The sequence below is a fragment of the Salinimicrobium sp. CAU 1759 genome (assembly GCF_054482715.1).
On the sequence record NZ_JBTLRK010000003.1, the window covers coordinates 221,825 to 247,958 of the forward strand.

The window sequence follows — 26,134 nt, forward strand, 5'->3', positions numbered from 1 at the left end:
GACGGAGCCTGGATTTTGGTGCTTGAAATTTGGAATTTAAAGTTTAGAAATTATATCCCACTCCCAAGCCTCCGTAAAAATTCCGTGGCATTCCCGGATAAAAATATCGTGGATCTGAACCTCCAAAACCTACTGCATTTGGAATGACCGAAGCTGCGTAATGTTCATCGAGCACATTATTCACCCCTCCAAAAAGCTCAATTTCCCAGCAATTCATAAACCTTGGTCTCCAGATATCCAGTGGTTCCAACGATGCTTTAAGGTGAACAAGATTATAAAAGTCCCGAAATTCTGTGTTGGCATCATTCAGCGGCATTTCTCCTTCAAATTGGTAGATAGAGCGCAAGGTAAAGCCAAAGTCGGTTATAAGATCCAGGCCTGCATTCACAGTTTCCCTTGGAACAGCCGGAAGATCATTTCCTGAAAAATCTTCTTCTGCATCAATGAACTCATAAAACTTAAAAGAGTTGTATGCTGCATTTATAAAAGTGCGCGCACGAAGAGCAGAAAACACCAGAAAATTGTAGTTCACTAGAAGCTCCAAACCATTGTGATCTGTTTTACCTACGTTGCGGCCAATGTACTGATCTTCGGCTACGCGCTCGGCTACTAATAAATTATCGACCTGTATCGAAAAAGCAGCAACTTCGGCGTAGAGCCGGTTGTTCAGGAAGTTTCCTTTAAAGCCAACTTCATAGTTGATGCCGGTCTCCGGCTGAAGATCGGTGTTGATCAAGCCTTCAGGAGTAAGAGTTTCAGCAACAGTTGGTGTTGAAAATCCATGGCTAACAGAAGCATAAAAATTCTTCCCGGGCACTATAGAATATACTGCCCCTATGCGGGGAGAGATGACCTGATCAAATCGGTAATTTCCCGATTGATCAATATTGTCATCATCATATAGATCGGTAAGTTCATACGAGGTGGAATTCAGGTTCAATCCGGCTTCCAACTTTAAGCGTTCGAGGAGCTGCAGGTTCCATTGCAGAAATATGTTATAGTAAGACCTGTCCTGCTCGTTATGACTAAGGTAGAACCCGGGCACACTTCCTACATTACCAAATTGTTGGTAGAGATTTTCATAGGTCGAAATGTCGTACCACTCATTATAATACTCCATCCCGAAACTAAGCTGGGAAGGACGGTCAAGAAATGTTCCTTCCAGATTGAATTTCGTTCTGGCTCCTAGAGCTGTTTGGCCTTCATTGAGAATATCAAAAGGCCTTGGCTCATAAGCATCTCGAAAAGTGCCATAAAGACTTATAATATTAGTAAGTGTCTCAGAAAAAATATATTTATAGGAAAAACCCAGTAATCCTTTATCATAGGATTCGTAACCTTTTGCCGCCGCCCAGGTAAAAGCAGCTGCCGAAGGATTGGTATAGAAATCTGTCCTGTCCAGGGAACTCGGAATGAAAGCTTTAAGCCGCACGAAATGTCCTAACACAGAAACTTCATGATTCTCTCCCCCGGCAATTTGCCCGTAAAGAGTAAAGGAATCCCGGTTGTAATTGGAATTATCACGCCAACCATCGGTTTGCACATGGTTGTAAGTCGCTACAAGATTAGTAGTTCCCGAAGCATGCCCAGCCTGGGCCGTTCCACGAATCAGGTTATAGCTTCCATAGGTGCCTTTTATCCCGGTTCGTGTTCCCTGCTCCCGGGCTTTGGCCGGATATAAAGTTATCACCCCTCCCAAACCTGCTCCATAGACACTCGAGCTGGGACCTTTAATTATTTCGGCGCGCCCTACAACAGCCGGGTCCAGATCATCGAGAGTTGTTTCGCCTTCAGCACTGCTAATAGGAATTTCCATAAAATAAGCTTTTACCCTATTAGTACTGTATTGAGAACGGGCACCCACCCCACGAATGCTCAGTTTATTTGTATTAAGTGCTCCCTGTTGCACATTCACCCCGGCAACTGTGCTTAAGTTCTGCATAATATTGGTCTCATCAAACCTTTCCAATTCCTCCCCAGTCAACACAGAAACAGCTGACGGCGTTTCCAGCAATTCCTGAGGAATGATCGTACTGCGAAGAACAACTTCGGAAAGAGAGCCTTCGGAAGGCGCAAGAAACAGCCTTATCTCCTGGTTGTAGTTCTCGACCAGTAAATTTTTGCGGGTGTAATTCGGGAATTCAAAAACCAGTTTTACAGGAAGTTCTTCTACAAATATGGCAAATTCTCCTGAATGATCAGAAAAAGCCGTTTCATTAGAGTTTTCCGAAGTTATCTTCACCCCTTCCAATGGTTTATTGGTAAAGGCATCTAAAATGACACCATTAATATTTTGGGCAGAAAGATTTCCGAAGAAAAGAAATATAAATAGCAGAAACAGGTAATTTCTCAAGATGCAGTTTAATTTTCGGTTAAATGGAGGTTTCAAAAATGACATTTTTGGCACCTGTTTTTTTTCTGAAACAGAAGCCTTAGCTAAAATAAGCTTTTTTTGAAGGTTTGGAAAACTGCTTTCTTCTTAGCACTTCTTTATGCTTTTGAAGTTTTTCTTTATGTTTACGGCTGCTAAACATCCCTGCATGAAAAAGATACTGGCTCTGGCATTACTCACAATTGGCCTTAGCTCCTGTGATTTCTCGAATTATATACTGGAGCAGGAATATGATTTCACTACTGTCTTTGAAAAATCTGGTGGAATGGAAACTGCTACTTACCGCGAGGTGATTGACTTCTATGAAGACTTGGCGGCAGTCTACTCTACAATTAACCTAAAGCGCATAGGAGAAACTGACAGTGGAGAACCACTACACCTGGTAACATATAGCCGTAACAGAAATTTTGACTTTGATGATCTGCGAAGTGATCACAGCATTGTTTTGATCAACAACGGAATCCACCCCGGGGAAAGCGACGGAATTGATGCGACCATGATGCTTCTTCGCGATCTTGCACAGGATTCAATTGTGCTTCCGGAAAATACCGTTATTGCCACAATCCCCATTTATAATGTTGGAGGAGCTTTGAACCGCAATTCCTTCACCCGCACCAATCAAAACGGACCGAAATCCTATGGCTTCCGCGGAAATGCAAGAAATTATGACCTCAACAGGGATTTCATAAAAGCCGACACGAAAAACACCCGCAGTTTCTATGAAATCTTTCACCTTGTAGATCCAGATGTTTTTATAGACACCCATGTTAGTAATGGTGCAGATTATCAGTATACGCTAACTCACTTATTTACTCAGCATGATCAAATGGGCGGTGCTCTTGGAAACTATATCAAAACAGATCTACGACCGGCCCTGGAAAAGGCTCTTCGTAAAAAGGACCGGGATATAACTCCTTATGTTAACGTTTTTGGAGATGTGCCTGAAAAAGGTTTTTCACAATTCCTGGACACGCCCCGCTATTCTACGGGGTATACTTCTCTCTGGAATACACTCGGTGTAATGATCGAAACGCACATGCTCAAGCCATACGATAAGCGAGTTAGAGGCACCTATGAATTTTTGAGATCAATGATTGACATTGCCGACGAGGATGCAGAAGTTATAAAGAAGCTGCGAAGTCGTGATTTTAAAGAAATCCAGTCAAGGAATGAATATGCTTTGGATTTTAAAATTGACAGCAGCAATATTTCTGCACTCGAATTCAAAGGTTATGAAGCCGAAAGAATTCCCAGTGAGGTGACCGGTTTTGAAAGAATAGCATATGATACCACCCGGCCCTTCATCAAAACGGTAGATTACTATGATAACTTTTTGCCAACGCGGAAGGTAAAGACGCCTCAAGGTTACATTGTACCGCAGGCATGGTGGCAGGTAATAAACCTGCTTGAGCTCAACAATGTGAAAATGATCCCTTTTGAAAAAGATACCAGTCTTACCTTAGAAGTGTACAGAATCAAGGACTATAAGACCAGAAGCAATTCCTATGAAGGTCATTATCCTCATTATGACATTGAAGTAGAAAGCAGCAGGCAAAAAGTGAGTATTCGCAAAGGGGATTTCTTCGTACCCATAAAGCAGAAAGCGGCAAAATATCTCATGGCAACCTTAGAGCCCCAGGCTCCAGATTCGTTCTTCAGCTGGAACTTCTTTGACAGCATTCTTCAGCAAAAAGAGGGGTTTTCACCTTATGTATTTGAAGATGTCGCGAGAGAATTTCTCGACGATCATCCCGAGATTGAAGAGGAATTTCTTTTGAAAAAGCAGAATGAACCCGATTTTGCAGCCAACTGGTATGCTCAACTTGATTGGATCCATAAAAAAAGTGAACACTATGAGAGGTCACATTTGAGATATCCCATTTTTAGAGTGAACCGGTAAGATCTCTTCCGGGAACAGCAGCTTTATATTTGCATAGGATTTTTTCAGAGCCTTTTGCGCCTTAGCCATATCCTTCCATTTCACTTTCATTATACCTTCACTTTCTTCAGGAACAAGCTCACCATTATAATCTGTAGTCATTTCGTACCAGTAGGTAACCTTCAGCTTATACCGGCCTTTTCTTTGAAATACGTGATAAGTAGTTTGAAGAAATTTTGTGATCTTTAAATTCCTCACACCAGTCTCTTCCTCGACCTCCCTTATTGCACCGGTCTCAATACTTTCATTCTTTTCAACCTTTCCTTTGGGCAGGTCCCAGCGGCCGTTGCGATATATGAATAGGACTTCATTGTGAGGATTTAATACTAATCCACCGCCTGCAGTAACAACAGGTAACTTCTTAAAAAGGTGCTTTAAAAGCTTTTCTTTTTTAGCGTGGTACAAGTTTACATAGAGCAGTTTACCTTTATTGATTTTTTTGATAATCCTCTTAAATTTAACCTCTTTTAACGGAATAGATACATATTTTTCACCTAAATCCTTTTTCGTTGAGAGAATAATAGGAACATCATTTACAAAAACTTTATACATTTGCAGTATGATTTTAGACAAGGAAACAGCTCGCAAAACTGCTGAGTTATTATTGCAAATTAAGGCAATAAAATTAGATGCACAACAAGGGTTTAAGTGGGCGAGCGGTTGGAACTCTCCTATTTATTGTGACAACAGAGTCATACTTTCCTATCCTCCTATTCGCAACTTTGTAAGAGAGCATATGGCCCGTCAAATTGAGCAGCTCTATGGTAAAGCCGATGTTATTGCCGGAGTAGCGACAGGAGCCATTGGTATTGGAATGTTGGTAGCAGAATATCTGAGTCTTCCTTTTGCTTATGTGAGACCTGAAGCAAAATCCCACGGCCGAAAAAATCAAATTGAAGGTAAAGTCGAAGAAGGACAAACAGTAGTAGTCATCGAAGATTTGATAAGCACCGGGAACAGCAGCTTGAATGCTGTTAAAGCACTACAGGAGGCCAATCTCCAGATCAAAGGAATGCTTGCCATTTTCTCCTATGGATTTGAAACTGCCAATGACAATTTCAAGAAATCAAATATCGAGCTACACACCTTGAGCAATTATGAATATCTCCTTGAGGTGGCTCTAAAGACAAATTATATAAATCAAGCCGAAAGCGAGCTCCTGAAAAGCTGGCGTAAAGATCCGGCCAACTGGAAAAAATAAGCTATGGAATTACAGAGTGACAAAGTAACAGTACAAAAGAATCAGCAGGAGCTGTTCGATTTTCTTACCAACGTGGGCAACTATGAGCAGATCATGCCTGAAAGCAAAGAGAAATTTGAAGTAAAGTCTGAGGACACTTTTGCTTTTGCGCTAAAGGGAATGCCCGAGATTGCACTGCAAATACAGGAAACCAGAGAACCTGAATATATTAAGCTTGGATCAACATCAGACAAATTTGATTTTTCACTTGATGTAGAAATAGCTTCTTTAGGAGAGAACCAGAGTGAGGCCCAACTTTTTTTCCATGGCAAGTTCAATACCATGATGGCTATGATGGTAAAAGGGCCGTTGAAAAAATTTATCAATACACTTTCAGAAAATCTCTCAAGGATCTAATAGCAGAGACTGACCTCCTTAAGATCAAATTCGGCGGTCACTTCTTCTTCTGTCTGCACGAGAAGTTTTCCCGTGGGAGTGACCCCGATGATAATTCCTGTAAAGAGCTTCCCGTCCGGCTTTTTAAAAGTGGATGGTACTAACCTGCGAAAAAGACGGTTTTTGTAATTGTTTAGAATAACTTCAGCATTTTCTTCTGTAAGTTCTCTGAACCCTTCTTCCATTTGCTCCAGTACAACTTGCAGCACTTCATCTGTTTTAAATTCAGAATTGTTGGCAGTTCTCATTGAGCCTGCCTGTGGCAGACCTTTAAAATCCTCCTGATTCACGTTAAGGCCCACCCCTATTATAGATCCCATTACTTTACCCTCAGACAGTATGTTCTCAATAAGGATTCCGGCTATTTTGTGATTGGCTGACAAGATGTCGTTAGGCCATTTTACCCGGAGACGGGGTAAATCGAATTTTTCAAGAGCCGAAATAAGTGAGGTTGCTACGGTTGCACTCAGCAGAAATTGATGGGTAGGATCGATCTTCGGTTTAGGCAAAAAGACTGAAAAGGTGAGATTTTTCCCCTCTTCGGCTTCCCAGACGGTCCCACGCTGTCCCCTGCCCTGTAGTTGTTTTTTGGCCACAACACAAGTCAGTGGCAATTTCGGGTTCTCCTTTATAAGTTCCCTGGCGAAAGAATTGGTGGAGTTGATGGCATCAACTTTGATAAGGTGCATAAGAAGAATAGATAATGCAGGAGTTAAATGTTATGAAAACCAAGGTTCAAAAACCTTAAAAAGTAATAACTTTGCGCAAAGAAAATAAATTTAATGACAAAAAAAGAAGCTAACAACGATATACTTATTGCACATATAATCAAGGGGATCGAAGAAGTTAAAGGTAATGACATTGATATCCTTGACCTACGGGAAATTGAAAATACTGTTTGTGACTACTTCGTTATCTGCAACGGTACCTCTAATACGCAGGTAAACGCTATTGTAAATTCCATTCAAAAGACTGTTAGTAAATCTCTTAAAGATAAACCCTGGCAAATAGAAGGATCTGACAATGCCGAATGGGTATTAATGGATTATGTAAATGTTGTAGTACACGTTTTCCAGAAACACATTAGAGAATTTTACGATATTGAAAGTCTTTGGGGAGATGCAAAATCTACCTCAATTGAAACAAATTATTAAGAGTTAAGAAAGAACGCATGGCCAAAGAGCAACCTAAAAATAAAAAAGAACCCAAGAAGCCTAAATTCAGTGCATACTGGATCTACGCTGCTATTATACTGGTCTTCCTCGGAATAAATTTCTTTAGCGGAAGCGGGTTCAATGAGCCTGCCAAGACCAATCCTGCTGAATTTTTGAATTATCTCGAACAGGGAGATGTGAAGAAGGTGGTGATTGTCAATCGAAGTCAGGCAAAGGTTTTCCTGACTGAAGAAGCAAAAGCAAAAGAAATACACCAGCAGGCTGTCCAGGATGAATTATTTCCCGGTGGAGAGTCTCCTGCTTATACATTTGAATTTGGGGATCTTCAAAATCTTGAGGATGATATAAGGGAAGTAAAGGCAGAGACTGATATCAACACCCCTGTGGTATTTGAAACCCATCAAAATGTTTGGGGGGATATTTTATTGACCCTGTTGCCTTTCATCCTTATCATTGGGATCTGGATCTTCATCATGCGTCGCATGAGCGGTGGAGCCGGTGGCGGTGCAGGTGGTCAGATCTTCAATATTGGAAAATCAAAAGCCAAGCTGTTTGATCAAAATACAGATGTAAAAGTTTCTTTTAAAGATGTAGCGGGTCTCGAAGGTGCAAAGGAAGAAGTACAGGAGATCGTGGATTTTCTAAAGAATCCAGATAAATACACCTCCTTAGGTGGTAAGATCCCAAAAGGAGCGCTTCTTGTAGGACCTCCTGGAACAGGTAAAACCCTTCTTGCAAAGGCGGTAGCCGGAGAAGCAAAAGTTCCCTTCTTCTCTCTGTCAGGTTCTGACTTTGTGGAGATGTTTGTTGGAGTTGGTGCTTCGAGAGTACGTGATCTTTTCAAGCAGGCAAAAGAGAAATCTCCTGCCATTATTTTCATTGATGAGATCGACGCTATTGGTAGAGCTCGCGGGAAGAGTAATTTTTCAGGTTCGAATGACGAGCGTGAAAATACCCTGAACCAGCTGTTGACAGAAATGGATGGTTTTGGAACTAACACCAATGTTATTGTACTCGCTGCCACGAACAGGGCCGATGTCTTAGATAAAGCTCTTATGCGTGCGGGAAGATTTGACAGACAGATCTATGTGGATCTACCCGATGTTAGAGAAAGAAAAGAAATATTTGAAGTACACCTGCGCCCACTTAAAAAAGTGGCTGATGAACTTGATACTGAATTCATGGCTAAGCAAACCCCTGGATTTTCGGGGGCCGATATTGCCAACGTATGTAACGAAGCTGCTCTTATTGCTGCAAGAAAAGGCAAAACAGCAGTTGGAAAGCAGGATTTCCTTGATGCGGTAGATCGTATCGTGGGAGGACTTGAAAAGAAGAATAAAATAATCACTCCGGAAGAAAAACAAGCCATTGCTTTTCACGAAGCAGGACATGCAACCGTTAGTTGGATCCTGGAGCATGCTGCGCCCTTGGTAAAAGTAACCATTGTACCGCGAGGACAGTCTCTTGGAGCTGCATGGTATCTTCCAGAAGAAAGACTTATTGTAAGACCGGAGCAGATGCTGGATGAGATGTGTGCTGCTTTGGGAGGTCGAGCTGCCGAAAAGGTGATCTTTAACAAGATCTCCACCGGCGCCCTTAGTGACCTTGAAAAAGTAACCAAGCAGGCTCGGGCAATGGTGACAGTCTATGGTCTTAACGAGAAAGTTGGGAACTTAACTTATCATGATTCTTCAGGTCAAAGCGAGTATAACTTCACCAAGCCATACAGCGAAAAAACTTCAGAGTTGATCGATAAGGAAATATCAAATCTTATTGAAGAACAATATCAACGTGCAATAAGGCTACTGGAAGAAAACAAAGACAAGCTTACCCAATTGGCTGAAATTCTCCTTGAAAAAGAAGTCATCTTCAAAGACAACCTCGAAGAGATTTTTGGAAAGAGACCTTTTAAAAGCCGTGACGAAATTATGAACGGTAACAGCCAGGAAAAAAATGTGCCCGCACAGGAAGAAACTGTAACCGAAAGAACTGTTCCGGGAAGCACAGCAACTTCAGAGGCACCAGACGCACCTGCTTCCGAAGAAAAATAATTATTTAATTACCTGTAAAAAATCTTGACTTATCCTAATCTGTAAGTTAAGATTTTTTACCTTTGGTTGAAATGCTACTTAGAGTAATTGAAAACCTATATGAGTCTATTTAGAAATTTCTTAAACCCTAAATCTAAATCAGACAAAGGTCAGGATAAAGTAGAAAATTCTGACCGTAGCAAGTACATGCCAGATGTTAAGCTCCCTACAGATGAGCGTTTTATGCTCAACTTTAAAAACAATGGCGGCAAGTTTCTTTATTGTGAAAGTAACGAGGAGTTAGTTGAAACATTCGAAAACATTATGTTGGAGAATGACTGGTATGAAAAGCAAACTTGTTGTTTTGATCAGAACTTAAGGGATAAATTTTCAGACCAGAACCTGGAATTCACCACTTCGGGTGATGCAGCTTTTTTTCTGAGCACTTGTGAATACTTAATTGCCAACGATGGCTCTATCTTAATTTCTTCAAACCAAATCAAGGAGAAGAAACTTAAGGAGTTACCTTACAACTTTGTTATCCTTGCCTCTACCAGTAAACTTGTCGATGCTATTGGAGAAGGTCTTAGAGGTATAAAATTCAAGAATAAAGATCGTATTCCTTCCAATATTACAACTATTAAAAATTTCGAGAACAACAAGGAAGGAGACTTCATGAGTTATGGAAGTAGCACAAAAAACCTATATTTGCTGCTTCTGGAAGATCTGTAACATGAAGGAAAGTATTATTCGGGGTTTATCGGGGGTCTTGTACATATCTATACTCGTGGTCTCCATATTCGCGTCTGAGTTTGCCTTCACCACTCTTTTCCTCTTATTTGGGATTATATGTCTGCGGGAATTGCAGCGTCTCCTTCACCTTAAGAGTTACCTTGGTTATTTTCTCCTCATTGTTTTTTTTTACATCTTCAGTTATTTACGCTGGAATCCCTATGCTACGATGGTCCTCTTATTGATCACCATTTTTGTTAACCTTTTCCTGGTGAAAGACCTCATGCTGGTTAATAAAATTCCCCTTTTTGAGAAGAAGAAGTATGTAATAGTAATCTTCTACCTCATTGCTTCAATGATTTTTCTCACCCTAATCCCCAGTTACACCGGAGACTTTACTCCTGAGCTGGTTGTAGGGATATTTTCCCTTATTTGGATTAATGATACTTTTGCCTATCTTGTAGGTAAGAACTTTGGAAAAAAGAAGCTCTTTGAAAGAATATCACCAAAAAAGACAGTAGAAGGTTTCCTGGGAGGTCTCTTATTTAGTGCCGTTGCTGCTTACCTGGTCTACTTTTTTACCGGCTTGTTGGACTTACATACCTGGGTGGGACTGGCCATAATTTTGAGCATTTTTGGCACCCTGGGAGATCTTATTCAGTCAAAATTTAAAAGACAGGCCGGCGTAAAAGACAGTGGAAGATTAATGCCCGGTCATGGAGGGCTGTTTGATAGACTGGATAGTATTATATTTGCCAGCCCTTTTGTTTACGGCTACTTACAACTACTTAACTATGTTTCATAAAGAAGGATATAAAATAATGGGAGTTGCAATGATCCTATTGATCGTTGTCAATCTACTTGCCCATACATTCATTTTCACCTATTGGATACGTATAGCCATCCTCATTGGCTCGATCCTCCTTTTTTTCCTTATTGTTCAATTCTTTAGAAATCCCAAAAGAGAAACCGAACTCAATGATGCACATGTAGTTGCTCCTGTAGACGGCAAGGTGGTGGTTATTGAAGAAGTTTTTGAAAAAGAGTATTTCAAGGACAAGAGATTGATGGTCTCTGTTTTTATGTCGCCCATTAATGTGCACGTCACAAGACATCCTGTTGGCGGTGTGGTGAAATACAGCAAATACCACCCCGGAAAATATCTTGTAGCCTGGCATCCAAAAGCCAGTGAAGAAAATGAGCGTACGACAGTTGTGGTTGAGAATGAAGTTACCGGAGAGGTCCTTTACAGGCAAATTGCCGGAGCCCTCGCTAAGAGGATTGTGAATTACGCCAAAGAAGGCGAAGAAGTAATACAGGGAAGCGACAGCGGCTTTATCAAGTTTGGTTCAAGAGTAGATGTGTTCCTTCCACTTGGAACCCCGTTAGAAGTTAAACTGAATCAAAAAGTTAAAGGTGGAATTAGCCTCATTGCCAAAGTTTCCTAATCCTGTAGTCATGACTCCCGAAGAAGTTGACAGGGAATTCCAAAAGGCTTACGAAAAAGCCAGTAATACTTCCCAAAAATTCCCTCCAGATCTTATGTTAAAGCTGTACGCTTATTATAAGCAGGCTACAGAACACACCTCTGCCTACATTCCTTCAGGCGACAATGACGTAAAGAATGCATTTAAACTCAATGCTTTGCTCCAGGTCAAAGGTATGAGTATACAGGAAGCGAAGGAAGCTTATATTAAGCTGGTAAATGAAAATATAAAGGAATAGTGGTGAATGGTCAATGCGCTTATAAATAGCCGCTTTAAATCAAATACACCAAATTCCAGGTTCCCATTTGAAATTTAGCAATTACAACCGCAACCGGGCTCCCGAAATTTCTATGATAGAGCCTTAAGACTTGCCTGAATAGCTTCGATCTTTGCCTCAGCATCAGCCCTTTTCTGTTTCTCTATCTCCACAACTTTAGCAGGTGCTCCACTTACAAACCTTTCATTTGACAGTTTCTTCTCTACAGATTGAAGGAAGCCGCGGGTATATTTCAGTTCTTCCTCAAGTTTGGCTTTTTCCGCCTCAACGTCTACTGCGCCTGCCACAGGAATAAAATAATCATTGGATTTTACTCTAAATGAAAGCGCTCCCATTACCTGCTCATTTGTGTAAGCCAGCGTAGAAATATTCCCCAACTTCTCAATTACAGGGTCGAAATTAGTCGAAACTTTCTCATTATTGAGTACCAGTAATTCGATCTGATCTTTATAGGATATGTTCTTTTCCTTTCTAATACTTCTTATACCCGAAATCACTTCGGAAGCAACTGTGAAGTCATCAATAAGAGAGGCGTCAAAATTTCTGCTTTTTGGCCAGGAAGCAACAATAAGAGCTTCCTCTTTAGACCGCTCCTTCATAGCCTGCCAAATTTCTTCAGATACGAAAGGGACAAAAGGATGCAGGATCTTCAAATTATTCTCCAGGATCTCATTTACCGCGTCAAAAGTGGTTCTATCCATGGGTTGACCGTAAGCCGGCTTTACCATTTCCAGAAACCAGGAACAGTAATCATCCCATACCAGTTTATAGGTTGCCATTAAAGCATCACTAATTCGGTATTTCTTGTAGTTATCTTCAATCTCCTGCAGGCTTTTTTGAAACTTGGCCTTGTACCATTCAACCGCAATAGCAGCAGATTCAGGTTGAGAAGCTTCTTCTGAAACTTCCCAGGAATTCACCAGCTTAAAGGAGTTCCATATTTTGTTTACAAAAGCGCCCCCTTGTTTGCAAAGATCTTCATCGAACATAAGATCATTACCTGCCGGGGAGCTAAGTAACATTCCCACTCTCACTCCGTCGGCTCCATAAGCTTCTATAAGCCCCAGCGGGTCTGGAGAATTACCCAGGGATTTTGACATTTTACGGCGCTGTTTATCCCGAACGATCCCGGTTAAGTAAACATTATTAAACGGCTTTTGATCCCTGTATTCGTATCCTGCAATGATCATACGGGCTACCCAAAAGAATAGTATCTCGGGAGCTGTTACAAGATCATTAGTTGGGTAGTAGTAATTAACTTCCTTATTATCGGGCTCCAGAATTCCGTTGAACACGCTTATAGGCCATAACCAGGAAGAGAACCAGGTATCAAGAGCATCTTTATCCTGAGTAAGGTCGCCGGCTGTAAGATCAGACTTACCGGACTGCTCCCTGGCAAGTTCTAAAGCTTCTTCGGGAGTTTCGGCAACAACAAAATCTTCTTTTCCGTCTCCGTAATAGAAAGCGGGAATCTGCTGGCCCCAGATCAATTGTCGGCTAATGTTCCAATCGCGAACATTTTCCATCCAGTGACGGTAGGTGTTGATGAACTTTTCAGGCACCAGGTTGACCTCTTTTTCCAGCACAGCATCAAGGGCGGGTTGTGCCAACTCCTTCATTTTAAGAAACCATTGGTCACTCAATTTCGGCTCAATGACAGCACCCGTACGCTCACTTGTTCCAACTTTGTTGATATGATCCTCGGTCTTTACCAGGATTCCTTTTTCTTTAAGTTCTTCAATGATCTGCTTCCGGGCTTCAAAACGATCCAAGCCCTCATAATTCATTCCGTAGGAATTAAGGGTAGCGTCATCATGAAAAATGTCGATCACCTCAAGATCATGTTTATCACCGAGCACCTTATCGTTCTCGTCATGAGCCGGCGTTACCTTGAGACAACCTGTACCGAACTCCATGTCCACATATTCATCCTCAATAATGGGAACTGGGCGTTCGCACAAAGGCACAATGGCTTTTTTCCCTTTTAAATGGGAAAAGCGTTCGTCATTTGGATTGATACATATTGCGGTGTCTCCCAAAATGGTCTCGGGACGTGTCGTTGCTATTGTAAGATGATCATTTGAACCCTCTATTTTGTACTGAAGATAATATAGGTGTCCCTGTCTTTCCTGGTATATCACCTCTTCATCTGAAAGTGTAGTCTTTGCCTGTGGATCCCAATTTACCATTCGGTAACCGCGGTAGATATGACCTTTGCGATAAAGATCAACAAACACTTTTATGACCGAAGCAGACATATCATCATCCATAGTGAACTTGGTACGCTCCCAGTCACAGGACGCTCCTAATTTCTTTAACTGCTCGAGGATAATTCCTCCATGTTTATGAGTCCAGTCCCATGCGTGTTTAAGAAATTCTTCCCTTGAAAGATCATTTTTATCAATTCCTTCAGCTCTTAGCTTTGCCACTACTTTTGCTTCCGTAGCAATAGAAGCGTGGTCTGTTCCCGGAACCCAGCAGGCGTTATAACCTTGCAATCTCGCACGACGAATTAATACATCCTGAATGGTATTATTCAGCATATGCCCCATGTGCAGCACCCCGGTAACGTTTGGCGGCGGAATTACAATAGTATAAGGCTCTCTTTCATCAACTTCAGAATGAAAATACCCATTCTTCATCCAGTAGTCATACCACTTTTTTTCAACTTCCTTTGCTATGTAATTTGATGCTACAGCCATTCTTTGGTGCGGTTTTTGGAATATCTTGGCAAAAGTAATTATAACTTCAGGATTAAAAAAGGAGAAGCAGTCGTTTGCTTTTTTATTTGCTGCAAAAAGCAGATAATTAGTATATTTACAATTCTGATTAAATGAAAAACTATGAAAAAACTAATTGCAATCGCCATGTTCGTTCTTGTTGGTTTTGCGGTACAGGCGCAGGAATCAGCAAAAATTGAATTCAAATCTGAAGTAATAGATTACGGCGAAATAAAAAAAGGAAGTGACGGCATTAGGGTATTTGAATTTACCAATACCGGAAATATTCCTCTGGTGATCACCGATGTCACCTCTAGCTGTGGATGTACCATTCCTGAAAAACCGAAAGATCCTATTGCTCCAGGTGAAACCGGAGAGATCAAGGTGAAATATGACACTCAAAGGGTGGGCCCTATCAGGAAAACGATCACTGTTTACTCCAATGCCGAAGAGCCTGCAAAATCTATAAAGATAAAAGGTAAGGTTCTTGAGGAAGAAATTTAAACGGTATAAAAAATAACATTTTTTAAACCCCTCTGGCCGGAGGGGTTTTTTATTGGAAAGGATTCTGAAGGTTGAATTCATATATCAACTTTCTTCCGTTTCGCAGGATTTCCATTGTGATCAAATCTCCTTCCCCGGAAGTAAAAAGTTTAGTGAAATCGTCAAGCTCCATTTTCCACGCCTTACGGCGGTTGATCTCTATAACCTCATCTCCTATTTTAAGCCCCACATTTTTTGCAGGAGAATCCTCTCTTAACCTCGCTATTTTAAAAGCGGGTTTCAATTCAAATTTTTTAAAGAAAGACGGCTCCATTATGATCTCATTCTTGTTCTCATTCTTCGAAAGGATTGAAGAGACTACCTCCTCATAAGACTCAATTAAATTGAAGCCACTATGCTCCAGGATAATCCCACTCATATCAAAGGTAAAGGCTTGTTTCCTGTTTTTATTATCCTTCAGGTAAAGATTTTGATTTTTATAGTCAAAGATCAAATGGAAGCGCCTCATGATCTCTGCACCTATACTGCCATTCCGGGCACGATAAGTCTTTAGATCCTGCACAGAAAGACTATCGGGAAAGGATGCGGGAACATTTTCAAGGACTTCCTCCCCAATTTTTAAGGATCTTATCAAACCCCGCTGTCCACTTACATCTCCTAAAAGTCCCATTCCAAGATAATCTGAATATGTTTTTTCAGGAACCTGAATCTGCTTTTCATCGGGGAAGAGCCATAGGGCATCACTAAGACCATTGTCCAGAAGCAGTGTCGCCCGAGACTCCTTGCCCTCGATCTCTACATCTACTTCTATGTAAGGTTTATCCTGATTAAATTGTAAAGGAAGCCGACTGTACCTCTTTAATCTCTTATCAAACCGGTGAGAGTCATGGAGTCGGAAAAATTTTCGGGAATAATTTATTTCCACAATAAAATCTTTGAAGAGATCGTATCCAATTATCCCATGTACGGGAACTCCCAATCGCGGGGAAAAATTAATGTCTTCATCATAGATCACATAGAGGGTAAGGCCTGGGTGAGTAGTTGTTCCCAGGGTAAATTCGTTATCCACAGACCTGTAAGCTTCTATTAACTCCTCACCACCAATTCCCCTAAGAAAGATCTTTTCTGCGTTATTTAGTAAAAGGGTGTCCTCCTCGTTAAGGGTGAGAAGCACAGAAGTTTTCACTCCTGTATCTATTAAAAAAGATAATTTGGTGCCATTAAGCTCCACAGGAACGATTATGAGGTTGTTGACCATTTCGAACTTGATCTTGTCACTTTTCTTGTTGTTCCTGATCAAAAATTTCTCCTGCGCAGAACTGCTCATGATCAATCCAAATCCAAATAATATTAGCAGTCCTGTTCTAAGCATAATGTAAGAATTAGGATATGATAAAATTTACGAAAATTATCTTTCTGAATTTTAATTTTTGCAACTTTGTAAGCCAAAATTTTAAGTATGCCACGCATTTCAAACAAAGGGCAGGCAATGCCCGAATCTCCTATAAGAAAACTGGTTCCTTACGCCGAAGCTGCAATAAAAAAAGGACGCACAATCTATCAACTCAACATTGGCCAGCCGGATATTAAGACGCCGGCCAAAGCCCTTGCTGCAGTAAAAGACAATAATATTGAGGTTCTCTCCTATAGTCATTCTGCAGGATTCGAAAGTTACCGCACAAAACTTGCGGCCTATTACAGCAAGCACAATATTAGAATTGACGCAAACGAGCTAATCATCACAACTGGTGGATCTGAAGCCCTACTCTTTACTATGGGCAGCATTTGCGATGCAGGGGACGAAGTAATAATACCGGAGCCTTTCTATGCAAATTACAATGGTTTTGCTACTGCATCGGGTGTGAAAGTTGTGCCTGTAGAATCTAAGATTGAGGATAGTTTCGCGCTCCCTCCTATTTCGGAATTTGAAAAGCTCATCACCCCAAAGACTAAAGCTATTTTAATTTGCAATCCCGGGAATCCTACTGGTTATCTCTACACGAAAGAAGAGATAGATCAACTGGCAGCTATTGTTAAGAAACACGATCTATTCATAGTTGCCGACGAGGTTTACCGGGAATTTGCCTATGAAGGCGCAAAGCACCATTCGATCATGAGTGTAAGCGGTCTGGAGCAGAATGCTATTATGATAGATTCCGTATCTAAGCGCTATAGCATGTGTGGAGCAAGAATTGGTTGTGTTGCCTCCAAGAATAAGGATTTCATGGCAACAGCCATGAAATTTGCCCAGGCACGATTAAGTCCGCCAACTTTTGCCCAGATCGCAAGCGAAGCTGCTTTGGAAACAGAACAGGAATATTTTGATGAAGTTATTGAGGAATATACTTCCCGTAGAAATACTTTAGTACAAGGTCTTGAACAGATCGAAGGAGTACGAGTTGCCGTTCCAAAGGGAGCTTTCTATTGTATAGCCGAATTACCGGTTGCAGATGCCGAAGATTTTGCAAAGTGGCTCCTTGAAAGTTTTGAACTCGACAACGAGACAGTAATGGTAGCTCCTGCTGCAGGATTCTATTCTACACCTAATACAGGATTAAACCAGGTAAGAATAGCTTATGTTCTAAAGAAGGAAAATCTAATAAGAGCTATTGAGATCTTGAGAGCAGCCTTAAAGCAGTATAAAGGCTAATGAATTTCCTTTCCAACATTTCCCTTAAACCATACAACACTTTTGGTATAGATGTGAAAGCCCGCAATTTTGTGGAAGTCACGTCTGTGGAAGAACTTAGGGAGACCCTGACGAACATGTATGCATCAGAGCTCTTCATTCTTGGAGGCGGAAGCAATATGCTCCTGACGAAGGATGTTGAGAAGACTGTTGTTCACATAAATTTGAAAGGACGGGAAATTGTTGAGGAGACAGAGGATGAAGCAGTAGTACAGGCTATGGCCGGGGAGAACTGGCATGAATTTGTCCGCTATTGTATTAGCAAGAATATGGGCGGCCTTGAAAATCTTTCGCTTATTCCCGGGAATGTTGGCACCGCTCCTATTCAAAATATCGGGGCTTATGGAGTGGAGATAAAAGACAGCTTTGAAAGCTGTACAGCCATGGATCTTCAAACATTAGAACTAATGACCTTTTCTCGGGAAGATTGCAAATTCGGTTACAGAGATTCGATCTTTAAAAATGAAGCCAAAGGAAGATACATTATAACAAGTGTGAATTTCAGGCTTAGGAAGAGAAATCATAAACTGAATACTTCCTATGGATCTATTGATCAATATCTTGAAGAAAAAGGTGTTAACAATCCAACTATAGGTGACATTTCTGAAGCAGTAATAAACATCAGAGAATCAAAATTACCAAATCCGAAAGAGCTGGGGAACAGCGGAAGTTTCTTTAAAAATCCGGTTGTTTCCATTGAAAAACTGAAGGAATTACAAGCACAATTTCCTGAAATTCCTTTTTATGCAATTGATGAAAATCTGGTGAAGGTACCAGCAGGCTGGCTCATCGAACGAGCCGGATTAAAAGGCTACAGAGAAGGTGATGCAGGGGTGCATACAAAACAAGCTCTCGTCCTGGTGAATTACGGAAGTGCCACCGGAAAGGAGATCCTCGCTCTTTCAAAAAAAATTCAGAAGAAGGTTGAGGAGATGTTCGGGATAGAAATACAGCCCGAGGTAAATATATTTTAGATATCTCAGAAAAAATGCCGGTCAAAAGTGACTTTTTTGACCGGCATTTTTTCAATTTCCATTTTTTATTCTTCAGTACTTAGAGTTACAGGTTCAACCAGACCTGCGGGAAGCAAAACTGTATCAATTATGTACGCTGTTCCGTTCTCAATATCAAAAGTCTCCATAATGTTTGCAGTCACCCCATTAGCATCTACCAATACCACTTTATCTCCATCCATTTTAAATGTAATTTCTTCACCTTCAAAAGTGGGAAGTACCAGTGAGCCATTCGCATTTCTTATTTCCTGCTTAAGCTCGTCATGAGTGTAATTTGCTTTGACCATGTGGTACGGGATAACAGATTCCGGTGTTGTCTCGAGGATGTCATAACCCTGCTGCCTGTAAACCCGGCTATAAGCTCTGTTACTGGGAGCAAAGACCATGTAGGGTTCTGTTACCATGTCGAGAGTATCTTCAATATTCCAAACATTTAGACCGGTAGCAAAAGTGCTCAATTCAGGATTACCTTCAATTGCATCTACAGTGGAATTTCTTTCCCGTAGATTTTCTACACTTTCGTCGAAATTCTCTTCCTGCATTTCAAGACTTTCAGCATCTCTATCTACTTCCCTCTCATTGTCCTTACAAGAGTTAAGGCTGAATATTAGAAACGCACTGCACAAAACTAGATATTGAATTTTCATTGCTTTTCTCTTTTATAGATTTCCACCTTAAAATATTAAAAACATGACTTTTAGCCCAGAAATAAGTTATAATCCTTAGTTAAAATGAAAACAAGACTGTACAGTAGATCTTTCACGAAGATAATCTACGGTCATTTCCCCCTCAACCATGTAATACCGCATTCTGTTACTAATTTCAGTACTATCTTTAGCATTTATTTCTCTTGCAGGAATCTTGTCGTATGCGGCATTCGAGGGAGCAAAAATAGTATACAACCCTTCTTCACCTTCAAACTCTTCTTCAATACCAGATTGACTCAACTCTTCTGTAAAAGCACTCAGTTCATCATTCTCACGCATTCTTGCCAGGAGATAACTTCTAGCCATTGGCCGATCCTGATCGTTCAATTCATCTTTCTTTTCTTCAGCAGGAATGATGTCTACTTCGGTATCCTGTTCCCGTTCCTTATCCTTGCAGGAAGTAATCCCTATAAAAAGGCAAACAATCATAATTCTTAAAAACATGTGACTCATAACTCATAATATTTAAGATCTATAAGTAAGTTATTACGTTCAGACCCTACTACATATTAAAGCGCTATAAATTTTAGTTAAAATAGTGTAAATGAAGACTTAATTAAATTTTTCATTCACTTCTTATAGTGCCTATTATTCATTATTTTTGCACAAAATTTCGGTTATGGAACTTATATTGATCACTATAGTATTACTGGGATTGGCTGTTGCGGGCATCGCCATAAAAATATGGGGTAAAAAAGATGGGAAATTCAGTGGAACCTGCGCAAGTCAAAGTCCTTTTTTAAATAAAGAGGGTGAAGCCTGTAGTTATTGCGGCAAATTGCCCGATGAAGTTAAAGACTGTGATCAACCTCATACGGTAAAATAATTCCTCTCACAGCATGCTAACCATCCTTGTCGCCTTTGTGATCATTGGCCTAATTAACCTGTGCTATTATCTTGGCTTTTTCAAGTTTGCCCTGGCTACTGTTCAAAATCCACCTGCTTATAAAAATTTACCGGTTTCGGTTATTATCTGCGCCAAAAACGAAGCCGATAATCTTAAAAATTTTCTTCCGGTAATATTATCACAGGATCATCCCGACTTTGAAGTGGTGGTGATAAATGATGCTTCTACAGATGAAACTCTTGAGGTGCTTGAGGATTTCCAAAGTCGGGATAACCGGGTGAAGATCGTGGATGTTCAGAACAATGAAGCTTTTTGGGCGAATAAAAAATACGCACTTACCTTAGGTATTAAAAAGGCCAAAAAACCTTATCTCCTATTTACCGATGCAGATTGCCGTCCCGAGACTAGCCAATGGCTACAGGAGATGAGCGCTCATTTTGAGGATCAAAAAAGTATAGTGCTGGGCTATGGGGGATATTTGATAAATACCCGCTCCGTACTGAATAAATTAATCAGGTTTGAGACACTTTTTACTGCCATACAGTATTTCTCCTATGCCAGTTGGGGTAAGCCTTATATGGGTGTAGGCAGAAATCTCGCCTATACCTCTGAAGAATTTTTTGCACAAAATGGTTTTGCGACTCATCTACATGTGAAAGCCGGGGATGATGATCTCTTTGTTAATAAGGCAGCAAATAAGCTCAATACAGCCCTCTGCTATACACCTACAGCCATAACCAGGAGTGTACCAAAGACTAATTTTAAATCCTGGTTCACCCAAAAAAGAAGGCACGTCTCCATTGCTTCTCATTACAAGAAAGAACACCAGTTCATTTTAGGATTATTCTACACCTCTCAACTGTTATTCTGGATCTTGTTCTTTACTCTGCTTTTCACTTCCTTTTGGCAGGTGTCTTTAATATTCCTTGCTTTAAGGTGGATAGTTCAGGGAACTGTGATCTACAATTCGGGTAAAAAATTCGGTGAGACCGATCTATTTTGGGTTTTCCCTTTCCTGGAGCTGTTTCTAATATGGGCCCAATTAGCTATATTTATAGCTAACATCGTTTCAAAACCTACTCATTGGAAATAGAACCAGAACTACTTCAGCAACAAATCGAAAAAGCAAAAAAAGGGAAGCAGGCTGCTTTTAATTATTTGCTGGACAGATTTTGGAACGACGTCTACAGCTTTCAACTCAAGCGTACCCAGAATGAATCTGATGCCGAGGATATCACCATTCAGGCCTTTTCCAGAGCTTTTGATAAAATTGACACTTTTGACCCCCAATACACTTTTAAGACCTGGATCATTACCATCTCCAAAAATATCCACGTAGACCTGGTAAGGAAGAAGAAAGCATCAATTCGCTCCAGGACTACAGATGAAGAAGATGATAGGGTGCACAGGATTCCCGACGATGCCCCCACCATTGAGGATACATTGATCACCGAACAAAATTTGGCGCAACTTCTAAGGGATATCAAAAAGTTAAAACCTCCGTACCAGGAAGTAATTACTTTGAGATATTTTCAGGAAATGAGCTATAAGGAGATCTCTGCTCACCTTCAGGAACCAATGAATAACGTCAAAGTCAAGTTGCTAAGAGCTAAAAAACTGCTCGCCGAAGTTATTGAGAAAAGAACCGGCAATTAGGACATTATTTTCATTCCGGCTATTCTTACAATTAAAGCTTTTTGTTATTGCTCAATAAGATCAACCTTCTTTGTAAATAATTGTTGATTCTCTTTGATATTGTATCTTTGCATCCTTATGGAAACACAGCAAATCCCTACACAAAGAACCCCCAAACCTAAGTGGCTAAGGGTAAAATTGCCTACCGGAAAGAAATACACCGAGCTGCGCGGTGTTGTTGAGAAATACAACCTGCACACCATTTGCACCTCGGGAAGTTGTCCTAACATGGGAGAATGTTGGGGAGAAGGAACTGCTACTTTTATGATCCTGGGTAATATTTGCACCCGTTCCTGCGGATTTTGCGGTGTAAAAACCGGAAGACCTGAAACCCTGGACTGGGACGAACCAGAAAAAGTAGCCCGTTCAATCAAACTAATGAAGATCAAACATGCTGTAATTACCAGCGTTGACAGGGATGATTTGAAGGATATGGGATCGATCATGTGGGCCGAGACTGTTACTGCAATTCGCCGCATGAATCCTGAAACCACCCTCGAAACTCTTATCCCCGACTTCCAGGGAGTAGAAAGAAACATCGATCGCATCATCGCAGTAAATCCAGAGATCGTTTCTCACAACATGGAAACTGTTAAACGATTGACACGTGAAGTACGTATACAGGCGAAATATGAACGCAGTTTACAGGTTCTAAAATACCTGAAGCAACAGGGGATCAAAAGGACCAAGTCTGGGATCATGTTAGGTCTGGGAGAAAAAGAGGAAGAAGTAATACAAACACTAAAGGATCTAAGAGAGGTGGATCTTGACATAGTCACTATAGGCCAATACCTTCAGCCAACCAAGCAACACCTTCCTGTTCATGAATTTATAACACCCGAGCAGTTCAAAAAATATGAGAACATCGGACTGGAACTGGGCTTAAGGCATGTTGAAAGTGGCGCTTTAGTTAGATCTTCATACAAAGCACAAAAACATTTGACTTAATGGAGGGCGTAAAACCTTCAGCAGAGACAGGTAAAAAGATCCGAATAGGGATCAATGGATTCGGCCGCATAGGCCGAAACTTGTTCAGGCTCCTTCTGGATCAGAGAAACCTTGAGGTAGTGGTTGTCAATGATATTGCATCTGCTCCTACCCTGGCCCATCTTCTTAAGTACGACAGTATTCACGGAGTCCTGAAAAAAGATGTTTCATCTACAGAAAATTCGATAGTAGTAGATGGCATTGAAGTTCCAATCCTCAATAAGTCGAATCCCCGGGATATAAACTGGAGTGAACACCGGGTCGACATTGTGGTGGAAAGCACCGGAAAATTTAAGACCCGGGAACTTTTGCAGCCACATTTACAAAGAGGTATCAAAAAAGTCATTTTAAGCGTTCCTCCCCAGGACGATTCTATTAAAATGGTGGTTCTAGGAGTCAATGAATATATCCTCGCTGGAACAGAGGACATAATTTCCAATGCATCATGTACAACAAATAATGCTGCGCCTATGCTCAAGATCATAAATGAGCTTGCCGGTGTGAAACAGGCATATATTACCACAGTACATTCTTACACTACAGATCAAAGCCTTCATGATCAACCTCACAAGGATCTACGTAGAGCACGGGCTGCCGGGCAATCTATCGTCCCTACAACGACAGGTGCCGCAAAAGCCCTGACAAGTATTTTTCCCAATTTATCTGAAGTTATAGGTGGCTGCGGCATTAGAGTTCCGGTTGCTAATGGTAGCCTGACAGATATGACCCTTCACGTTGAAAAAGAGACAAGCATTGAGGCTATAAATACAGCCTTTAAACATGCCGCTCAAGGATCACTAAAACATATCCTCGAATATACAGAAGACCCCATTGTTTCTATAGACATTAATGGGAATACACACTCCTGCATTTTTGATGCACAAATGACCTCGGTTGTGGGTGGAACTCTTGTTAAAATTATAGGATGGTACGACAATGAAATTGCATATTCGAGCCGGCTTATCGATTTAATTTCCCATGTTTCAATTAAATAATTATATTTAGCCACTGTTATCCACGTCCCAAATGAAGAATTTTACTCTTTTAATGGTGGCAATTTTATTCTATTCCTTTTCCTTCGCCCAGGAAAATAACCTACAGGAAGTAGACGAATTAAATGCCACTATTGAACAGCTGTTGGAAGACGCAGAAGAATCCATCAACAGCGTTCAATTTGACCAGGCTCTGCGGGAGTTAAACACTGCCCTTGAGCTGTCGAGAACTATTAATCATCCCAGATTAATAGCACTTTCCAGTAGTCTTCTTGCGCAACTCCACTATGTGCGTCATGAAAATGACAAGGCCGCAACAGAACTTCAACGTGCAATTTCCATTCAACGGGAGATCAATGATGAAGAAGGCCTGGCCTACAGTTATCTTAACTTCGGAAAGATCTTTACGGCAAAACAGGTCTTCGACCGTGCAACGGAATACTTCGACCTTTCTGAAACGCTTTATAAGAAATTAGGTGACAGGGAAAACCTTGGGGTAGTAGATCTCAATAGAGGAATCTTGTACCTTAACACAGCAAAACGGCCTCATGCTGCTCTAACTTTGTTGAATTTAGCAGAAGAAAAGCTGCAGACCAGTAGCAACGAATATGAGCGGGGGAGAGTGCATTTCTATAAAGCACGCGCTTACCAGGCCACCGGGCAGTTTGAAAAGGCGGTGGAAGAAGCTGAGATTAGTATGGAATATGCCCAGAGAAACCAGTTCGGCGGAATGATCCAGCATACAATGCTTGTTCAAAGTCAGCTACAGGAAGAAATGGGTAATCATGCTCAGGCTTTAGCACTTCTTCGTCAAAATAATAAAATTCGGGATTCAATTTATAATCTAAACCAGGAGGCCCTGGCTGTAGATGCCTCTGCCCCCTATGGAGTAGATCCCATGAAGAGCACTATGAATGAATTGACCCGCACCAAAGAAGAGGCTGAAAGAACTCTAAAAGTGAATAAGTTGACAACTATCTTAAGTGTGGCTTTGATCACCATTCTTTCCCTGCTTACTTTGTCGCTGTACAAGAACAACAACCTAAGAGCCAGGGCAAATGACCTGCTTCAAAAAAAGAATTCCGAACTGGTGACCGCAAAGGAAAATGCCGAAAAAGCTTCCCTTGCAAAGGCGCAGTTCCTGTCTACAATTACCCACGAACTTAGGACTCCATTATACGCAGTTACTGGTCTTACTCACCTCCTGCTGGAGGAAAGCCCAACTGAAAATCAAAAAGAACATCTCAATTCTCTGAAGTTTTCCGGAGAATACCTGCTTTCCCTTATCAACAACATCCTTGACCTGAATAAACTTGAAGCAAAAAAAGTTGAAATGCTGGAAAGTTCTTTTAATCTCAAGAAAAGGATAACAGATGTTCTTGTTGCTTTAAAAAATTCAGCAGAAGATAAAAAGACGAAGCTGCACCTGGAGTTTGACCCGAACATCCCTAAAAAGCTAAAAGGTGACCCTCTCAAGATCTCCCAGATTCTTATCAATCTGGTTGGGAACTCGATTAAATTTACCGAAAATGGAGATATCTGGGTTAGGGTCAAGAGCATAAACCAAAATGATTGCAAGGTTTTACTGAGATTCGAAATTCAGGATACCGGCGAGGGAATTAGTAAAGAAAAACAAAAAGCAATTTTTGAAAACTTCACCCAAGGTTCCTTACAAATCAACAGAAAATTTGGTGGTACCGGGCTTGGGCTATCGATCGTCAAGAATCTCCTTAATCTTATGGACAGTGAGATACATCTTGAGAGCGAACTTGGTGAAGGCTCCCTATTCTACTTCGAATTGAATTTTGAAGCTCTTGAACCGGCAACCCCACAAAGTGTAACCGGAAATGAGATCCCGGAGCCACTGTCCAACGATATCATGCACAATAAGAAGATCCTTATTGTTGAGGATAACAAGATCAACCAAATGATCACAAGAAAGATCCTCGAAAAGAATAAAGTGATCTGTGACGTGGCCGACAATGGTACTATTGCTATTTCAAAAGTAGAGAACAATCATTTTGATCTTATCTTAATGGACATTCATATGCCGGGAATTAGCGGTATTGAGGCTACCAAGGAGATTCGAAAGTTCAATGAATCAATCCCGATTATCGCACTTACCGCTGTTACTTTGGAAGAAAGCTTAGATGAATTTTACCTCAACGGCTTTAATGATATCATTCCAAAACCTTATAAAACAGAGGAATTTTTTCAGAAGATCAACAAATATTTGAGCCAGGAAAAAGCTACAGTTTAAATTTGGCACAAGGTTTGATAAAATGTTAGCTCAGGTTATTGTAAGAGATAGT

25 protein-coding genes are annotated in these 26,134 nt (G+C 40.9%); 18 read left to right on the forward strand and 7 right to left on the reverse strand.

Annotated elements, in window-relative coordinates; genetic code table 11:
- Positions 1 to 43: 43 nt before the first annotated feature.
- On the reverse strand, positions 44 to 2,353 hold the full coding sequence (locus tag ACXYMT_RS14240) for a TonB-dependent receptor domain-containing protein (protein WP_459059768.1): 2,310 nt from the start codon (positions 2,351 to 2,353) through the stop codon (positions 44 to 46).
- Positions 2,354 to 2,540: 187 nt separating this feature from the next.
- Between ACXYMT_RS14240 and ACXYMT_RS14245 the strand changes: the two genes are divergently transcribed.
- A complete protein-coding gene (locus ACXYMT_RS14245) occupies positions 2,541 to 4,292 on the forward strand; it encodes a M14 family metallopeptidase (protein ID WP_459059769.1) in 1,752 nt (583 codons plus the stop codon).
- Here ACXYMT_RS14245 and ACXYMT_RS14250 read toward each other — a convergent pair.
- A complete protein-coding gene (locus tag ACXYMT_RS14250) occupies positions 4,254 to 4,883 on the reverse strand; it encodes an NUDIX hydrolase (RefSeq protein ID WP_459059770.1) in 630 nt (209 codons plus the stop codon). The genes ACXYMT_RS14245 and ACXYMT_RS14250 overlap by 39 nt on opposite strands.
- Before the next feature lie 7 nt (positions 4,884 to 4,890).
- On the opposite strand from ACXYMT_RS14250, the gene pyrE reads away from it, so the two are divergent.
- Both pyrE and ACXYMT_RS14260 read left to right on the forward strand, forming a co-directional pair.
- Positions 4,891 to 5,532, forward strand: a complete 642-nt coding sequence (gene pyrE / locus ACXYMT_RS14255) for an orotate phosphoribosyltransferase (RefSeq protein WP_459059771.1) — start codon at positions 4,891 to 4,893, stop codon at positions 5,530 to 5,532.
- A 3-nt stretch (positions 5,533 to 5,535) separates the two neighbouring features.
- Positions 5,536 to 5,928 (forward strand): SRPBCC family protein, encoded by a 393-nt coding sequence (locus tag ACXYMT_RS14260; protein WP_459059772.1) that lies wholly within the window; start codon positions 5,536 to 5,538, stop codon positions 5,926 to 5,928.
- Here ACXYMT_RS14260 and ACXYMT_RS14265 read toward each other — a convergent pair.
- Entirely contained in the window at positions 5,925 to 6,656 is a 732-nt protein-coding gene (locus ACXYMT_RS14265) for a biotin--[acetyl-CoA-carboxylase] ligase (protein ID WP_459059773.1), read from the reverse strand. The two genes, ACXYMT_RS14260 and ACXYMT_RS14265, sit on opposite strands and share 4 nt — an antisense overlap.
- A 93-nt stretch (positions 6,657 to 6,749) precedes the next feature.
- On the opposite strand from ACXYMT_RS14265, the gene rsfS reads away from it, so the two are divergent.
- From rsfS to ACXYMT_RS14295, 6 genes are all read left to right on the forward strand, one after another.
- Positions 6,750 to 7,121, forward strand: a complete 372-nt coding sequence (rsfS, locus tag ACXYMT_RS14270) for a ribosome silencing factor (RefSeq protein ID WP_459059774.1) — start codon at positions 6,750 to 6,752, stop codon at positions 7,119 to 7,121.
- 17 nt (positions 7,122 to 7,138) lie between these two features.
- Entirely contained in the window at positions 7,139 to 9,193 is a 2,055-nt protein-coding gene (gene ftsH / locus ACXYMT_RS14275; RefSeq protein ID WP_459059775.1) for an ATP-dependent zinc metalloprotease FtsH, read from the forward strand.
- Positions 9,194 to 9,292: 99 nt separating this feature from the next.
- Positions 9,293 to 9,904 (forward strand): LUD domain-containing protein, encoded by a 612-nt coding sequence (locus tag ACXYMT_RS14280; protein ID WP_459059776.1) that lies wholly within the window; start codon positions 9,293 to 9,295, stop codon positions 9,902 to 9,904.
- A gap of 1 nt (position 9,905) precedes the next feature.
- Positions 9,906 to 10,709, forward strand: a complete 804-nt coding sequence (locus ACXYMT_RS14285) for a phosphatidate cytidylyltransferase (protein WP_459059927.1) — start codon at positions 9,906 to 9,908, stop codon at positions 10,707 to 10,709.
- Positions 10,699 to 11,352 carry a phosphatidylserine decarboxylase family protein gene (locus tag ACXYMT_RS14290; protein ID WP_459059777.1) on the forward strand — a complete coding sequence of 218 codons (654 nt, stop codon included), beginning with the start codon at positions 10,699 to 10,701 and terminating at the stop codon, positions 11,350 to 11,352. The genes ACXYMT_RS14285 and ACXYMT_RS14290 overlap by 11 nt, the downstream gene beginning before the upstream one ends.
- On the forward strand, positions 11,321 to 11,629 hold the full coding sequence (locus ACXYMT_RS14295; protein WP_459059778.1) for an acyl-CoA-binding protein: 309 nt from the start codon (positions 11,321 to 11,323) through the stop codon (positions 11,627 to 11,629). Before ACXYMT_RS14290 ends, ACXYMT_RS14295 begins: the two co-directional genes overlap by 32 nt.
- A 110-nt stretch (positions 11,630 to 11,739) precedes the next feature.
- Here the strand turns inward: ACXYMT_RS14295 and ACXYMT_RS14300 are convergent, their stop codons facing one another.
- Positions 11,740 to 14,370, reverse strand: a complete 2,631-nt coding sequence (locus tag ACXYMT_RS14300; protein WP_459059779.1) for a valine--tRNA ligase — start codon at positions 14,368 to 14,370, stop codon at positions 11,740 to 11,742.
- 141 nt (positions 14,371 to 14,511) lie between these two features.
- On the opposite strand from ACXYMT_RS14300, the gene ACXYMT_RS14305 reads away from it, so the two are divergent.
- Positions 14,512 to 14,892 carry a DUF1573 domain-containing protein gene (locus tag ACXYMT_RS14305; protein WP_459059780.1) on the forward strand — a complete coding sequence of 127 codons (381 nt, stop codon included), beginning with the start codon at positions 14,512 to 14,514 and terminating at the stop codon, positions 14,890 to 14,892.
- A gap of 49 nt (positions 14,893 to 14,941) precedes the next feature.
- Here ACXYMT_RS14305 and ACXYMT_RS14310 read toward each other — a convergent pair whose 3' ends face one another.
- Positions 14,942 to 16,264 (reverse strand): pepsin/retropepsin-like aspartic protease family protein, encoded by a 1,323-nt coding sequence (locus tag ACXYMT_RS14310; protein ID WP_459059781.1) that lies wholly within the window; start codon positions 16,262 to 16,264, stop codon positions 14,942 to 14,944.
- A gap of 87 nt (positions 16,265 to 16,351) precedes the next feature.
- Between ACXYMT_RS14310 and ACXYMT_RS14315 the strand changes: the two genes are divergently transcribed.
- A complete protein-coding gene (locus ACXYMT_RS14315) occupies positions 16,352 to 17,542 on the forward strand; it encodes a pyridoxal phosphate-dependent aminotransferase (RefSeq protein WP_459059782.1) in 1,191 nt (396 codons plus the stop codon).
- Complete coding sequence (gene murB, locus ACXYMT_RS14320) at positions 17,542 to 18,555, forward strand: UDP-N-acetylmuramate dehydrogenase (protein WP_459059783.1); 1,014 nt, start codon at positions 17,542 to 17,544, stop codon at positions 18,553 to 18,555. The genes ACXYMT_RS14315 and murB overlap by 1 nt, the downstream gene beginning before the upstream one ends.
- 65 nt (positions 18,556 to 18,620) lie before the next feature.
- On the opposite strand, the gene ACXYMT_RS14325 is transcribed toward murB, so the two are convergent.
- Positions 18,621 to 19,241 (reverse strand): fasciclin domain-containing protein, encoded by a 621-nt coding sequence (locus tag ACXYMT_RS14325; protein WP_459059784.1) that lies wholly within the window; start codon positions 19,239 to 19,241, stop codon positions 18,621 to 18,623.
- A gap of 75 nt (positions 19,242 to 19,316) precedes the next feature.
- A complete protein-coding gene (locus ACXYMT_RS14330) occupies positions 19,317 to 19,754 on the reverse strand; it encodes a fasciclin domain-containing protein (RefSeq protein WP_459059785.1) in 438 nt (145 codons plus the stop codon).
- Positions 19,755 to 19,920: 166 nt separating this feature from the next.
- Here ACXYMT_RS14330 and ACXYMT_RS14335 point away from each other — a divergent pair, with 166 nt between their 5' ends.
- The 6 genes from ACXYMT_RS14335 to ACXYMT_RS14360 all read left to right on the forward strand — a co-directional run bounded on the left by ACXYMT_RS14335 (position 19,921) and on the right by ACXYMT_RS14360 (position 26,082).
- The gene (locus tag ACXYMT_RS14335; RefSeq protein ID WP_324720585.1) at positions 19,921 to 20,127 is read left to right on the forward strand and encodes a membrane or secreted protein; all 207 of its coding nucleotides are present in this window, start codon (positions 19,921 to 19,923) and stop codon (positions 20,125 to 20,127) included.
- Positions 20,128 to 20,140: 13 nt separating this feature from the next.
- Positions 20,141 to 21,241, forward strand: coding sequence for a glycosyltransferase (locus ACXYMT_RS14340; protein WP_459059786.1), 1,101 nt, complete (start codon positions 20,141 to 20,143; stop codon positions 21,239 to 21,241).
- Positions 21,232 to 21,804 (forward strand): RNA polymerase sigma factor, encoded by a 573-nt coding sequence (locus ACXYMT_RS14345; RefSeq protein WP_459059787.1) that lies wholly within the window; start codon positions 21,232 to 21,234, stop codon positions 21,802 to 21,804. Before ACXYMT_RS14340 ends, ACXYMT_RS14345 begins: the two co-directional genes overlap by 10 nt.
- A 117-nt stretch (positions 21,805 to 21,921) precedes the next feature.
- Positions 21,922 to 22,791 carry a lipoyl synthase gene (gene lipA, locus ACXYMT_RS14350; protein WP_459059788.1) on the forward strand — a complete coding sequence of 290 codons (870 nt, stop codon included), beginning with the start codon at positions 21,922 to 21,924 and terminating at the stop codon, positions 22,789 to 22,791.
- Positions 22,791 to 23,825, forward strand: coding sequence for a type I glyceraldehyde-3-phosphate dehydrogenase (gene gap / locus ACXYMT_RS14355; protein WP_459059789.1), 1,035 nt, complete (start codon positions 22,791 to 22,793; stop codon positions 23,823 to 23,825). The genes lipA and gap overlap by 1 nt, the downstream gene beginning before the upstream one ends.
- Before the next feature lie 31 nt (positions 23,826 to 23,856).
- Complete coding sequence (locus ACXYMT_RS14360) at positions 23,857 to 26,082, forward strand: hybrid sensor histidine kinase/response regulator (protein WP_459059790.1); 2,226 nt, start codon at positions 23,857 to 23,859, stop codon at positions 26,080 to 26,082.
- Positions 26,083 to 26,134: the final 52 nt, after the last annotated feature.

Excerpts from the sequence above, each read along its gene's own strand:
- ACXYMT_RS14325 (WP_459059784.1), bottom strand. The coding sequence starts at position 19,241 with ATGAAAATTCAATATCTAGTTTTGTGCAGTGCGTTTCTAATATTCAGC.
- ACXYMT_RS14310 (WP_459059781.1), bottom strand. The coding sequence starts at position 16,264 with ATGCTTAGAACAGGACTGCTAATATTATTTGGATTTGGATTGATCATG.
- ACXYMT_RS14360 (WP_459059790.1), top strand. The coding sequence starts at position 23,857 with ATGAAGAATTTTACTCTTTTAATGGTGGCAATTTTATTCTATTCCTTT.
- murB (WP_459059783.1), top strand. The coding sequence starts at position 17,542 with ATGAATTTCCTTTCCAACATTTCCCTTAAACCATACAACACTTTTGGT.
- ACXYMT_RS14290 (WP_459059777.1), top strand. The coding sequence starts at position 10,699 with ATGTTTCATAAAGAAGGATATAAAATAATGGGAGTTGCAATGATCCTA.
- ACXYMT_RS14335 (WP_324720585.1), top strand. The coding sequence starts at position 19,921 with ATGGAACTTATATTGATCACTATAGTATTACTGGGATTGGCTGTTGCG.
- pyrE (WP_459059771.1), top strand. The coding sequence starts at position 4,891 with ATGATTTTAGACAAGGAAACAGCTCGCAAAACTGCTGAGTTATTATTG.
- ACXYMT_RS14305 (WP_459059780.1), top strand. The coding sequence starts at position 14,512 with ATGAAAAAACTAATTGCAATCGCCATGTTCGTTCTTGTTGGTTTTGCG.
- rsfS (WP_459059774.1), top strand. The coding sequence starts at position 6,750 with ATGACAAAAAAAGAAGCTAACAACGATATACTTATTGCACATATAATC.
- ACXYMT_RS14260 (WP_459059772.1), top strand. The coding sequence starts at position 5,536 with ATGGAATTACAGAGTGACAAAGTAACAGTACAAAAGAATCAGCAGGAG.
- ACXYMT_RS14300 (WP_459059779.1), bottom strand. The coding sequence starts at position 14,370 with ATGGCTGTAGCATCAAATTACATAGCAAAGGAAGTTGAAAAAAAGTGG.
- ACXYMT_RS14330 (WP_459059785.1), bottom strand. The coding sequence starts at position 19,754 with ATGAGTCACATGTTTTTAAGAATTATGATTGTTTGCCTTTTTATAGGG.
- ACXYMT_RS14285 (WP_459059927.1), top strand. The coding sequence starts at position 9,906 with ATGAAGGAAAGTATTATTCGGGGTTTATCGGGGGTCTTGTACATATCT.
- ACXYMT_RS14280 (WP_459059776.1), top strand. The coding sequence starts at position 9,293 with ATGAGTCTATTTAGAAATTTCTTAAACCCTAAATCTAAATCAGACAAA.
- gap (WP_459059789.1), top strand. The coding sequence starts at position 22,791 with ATGGAGGGCGTAAAACCTTCAGCAGAGACAGGTAAAAAGATCCGAATA.
- ACXYMT_RS14250 (WP_459059770.1), bottom strand. The coding sequence starts at position 4,883 with ATGTATAAAGTTTTTGTAAATGATGTTCCTATTATTCTCTCAACGAAA.
- ACXYMT_RS14245 (WP_459059769.1), top strand. The coding sequence starts at position 2,541 with ATGAAAAAGATACTGGCTCTGGCATTACTCACAATTGGCCTTAGCTCC.
- ACXYMT_RS14265 (WP_459059773.1), bottom strand. The coding sequence starts at position 6,656 with ATGCACCTTATCAAAGTTGATGCCATCAACTCCACCAATTCTTTCGCC.
- ACXYMT_RS14340 (WP_459059786.1), top strand. The coding sequence starts at position 20,141 with ATGCTAACCATCCTTGTCGCCTTTGTGATCATTGGCCTAATTAACCTG.
- ftsH (WP_459059775.1), top strand. The coding sequence starts at position 7,139 with ATGGCCAAAGAGCAACCTAAAAATAAAAAAGAACCCAAGAAGCCTAAA.
- lipA (WP_459059788.1), top strand. The coding sequence starts at position 21,922 with ATGGAAACACAGCAAATCCCTACACAAAGAACCCCCAAACCTAAGTGG.
- ACXYMT_RS14315 (WP_459059782.1), top strand. The coding sequence starts at position 16,352 with ATGCCACGCATTTCAAACAAAGGGCAGGCAATGCCCGAATCTCCTATA.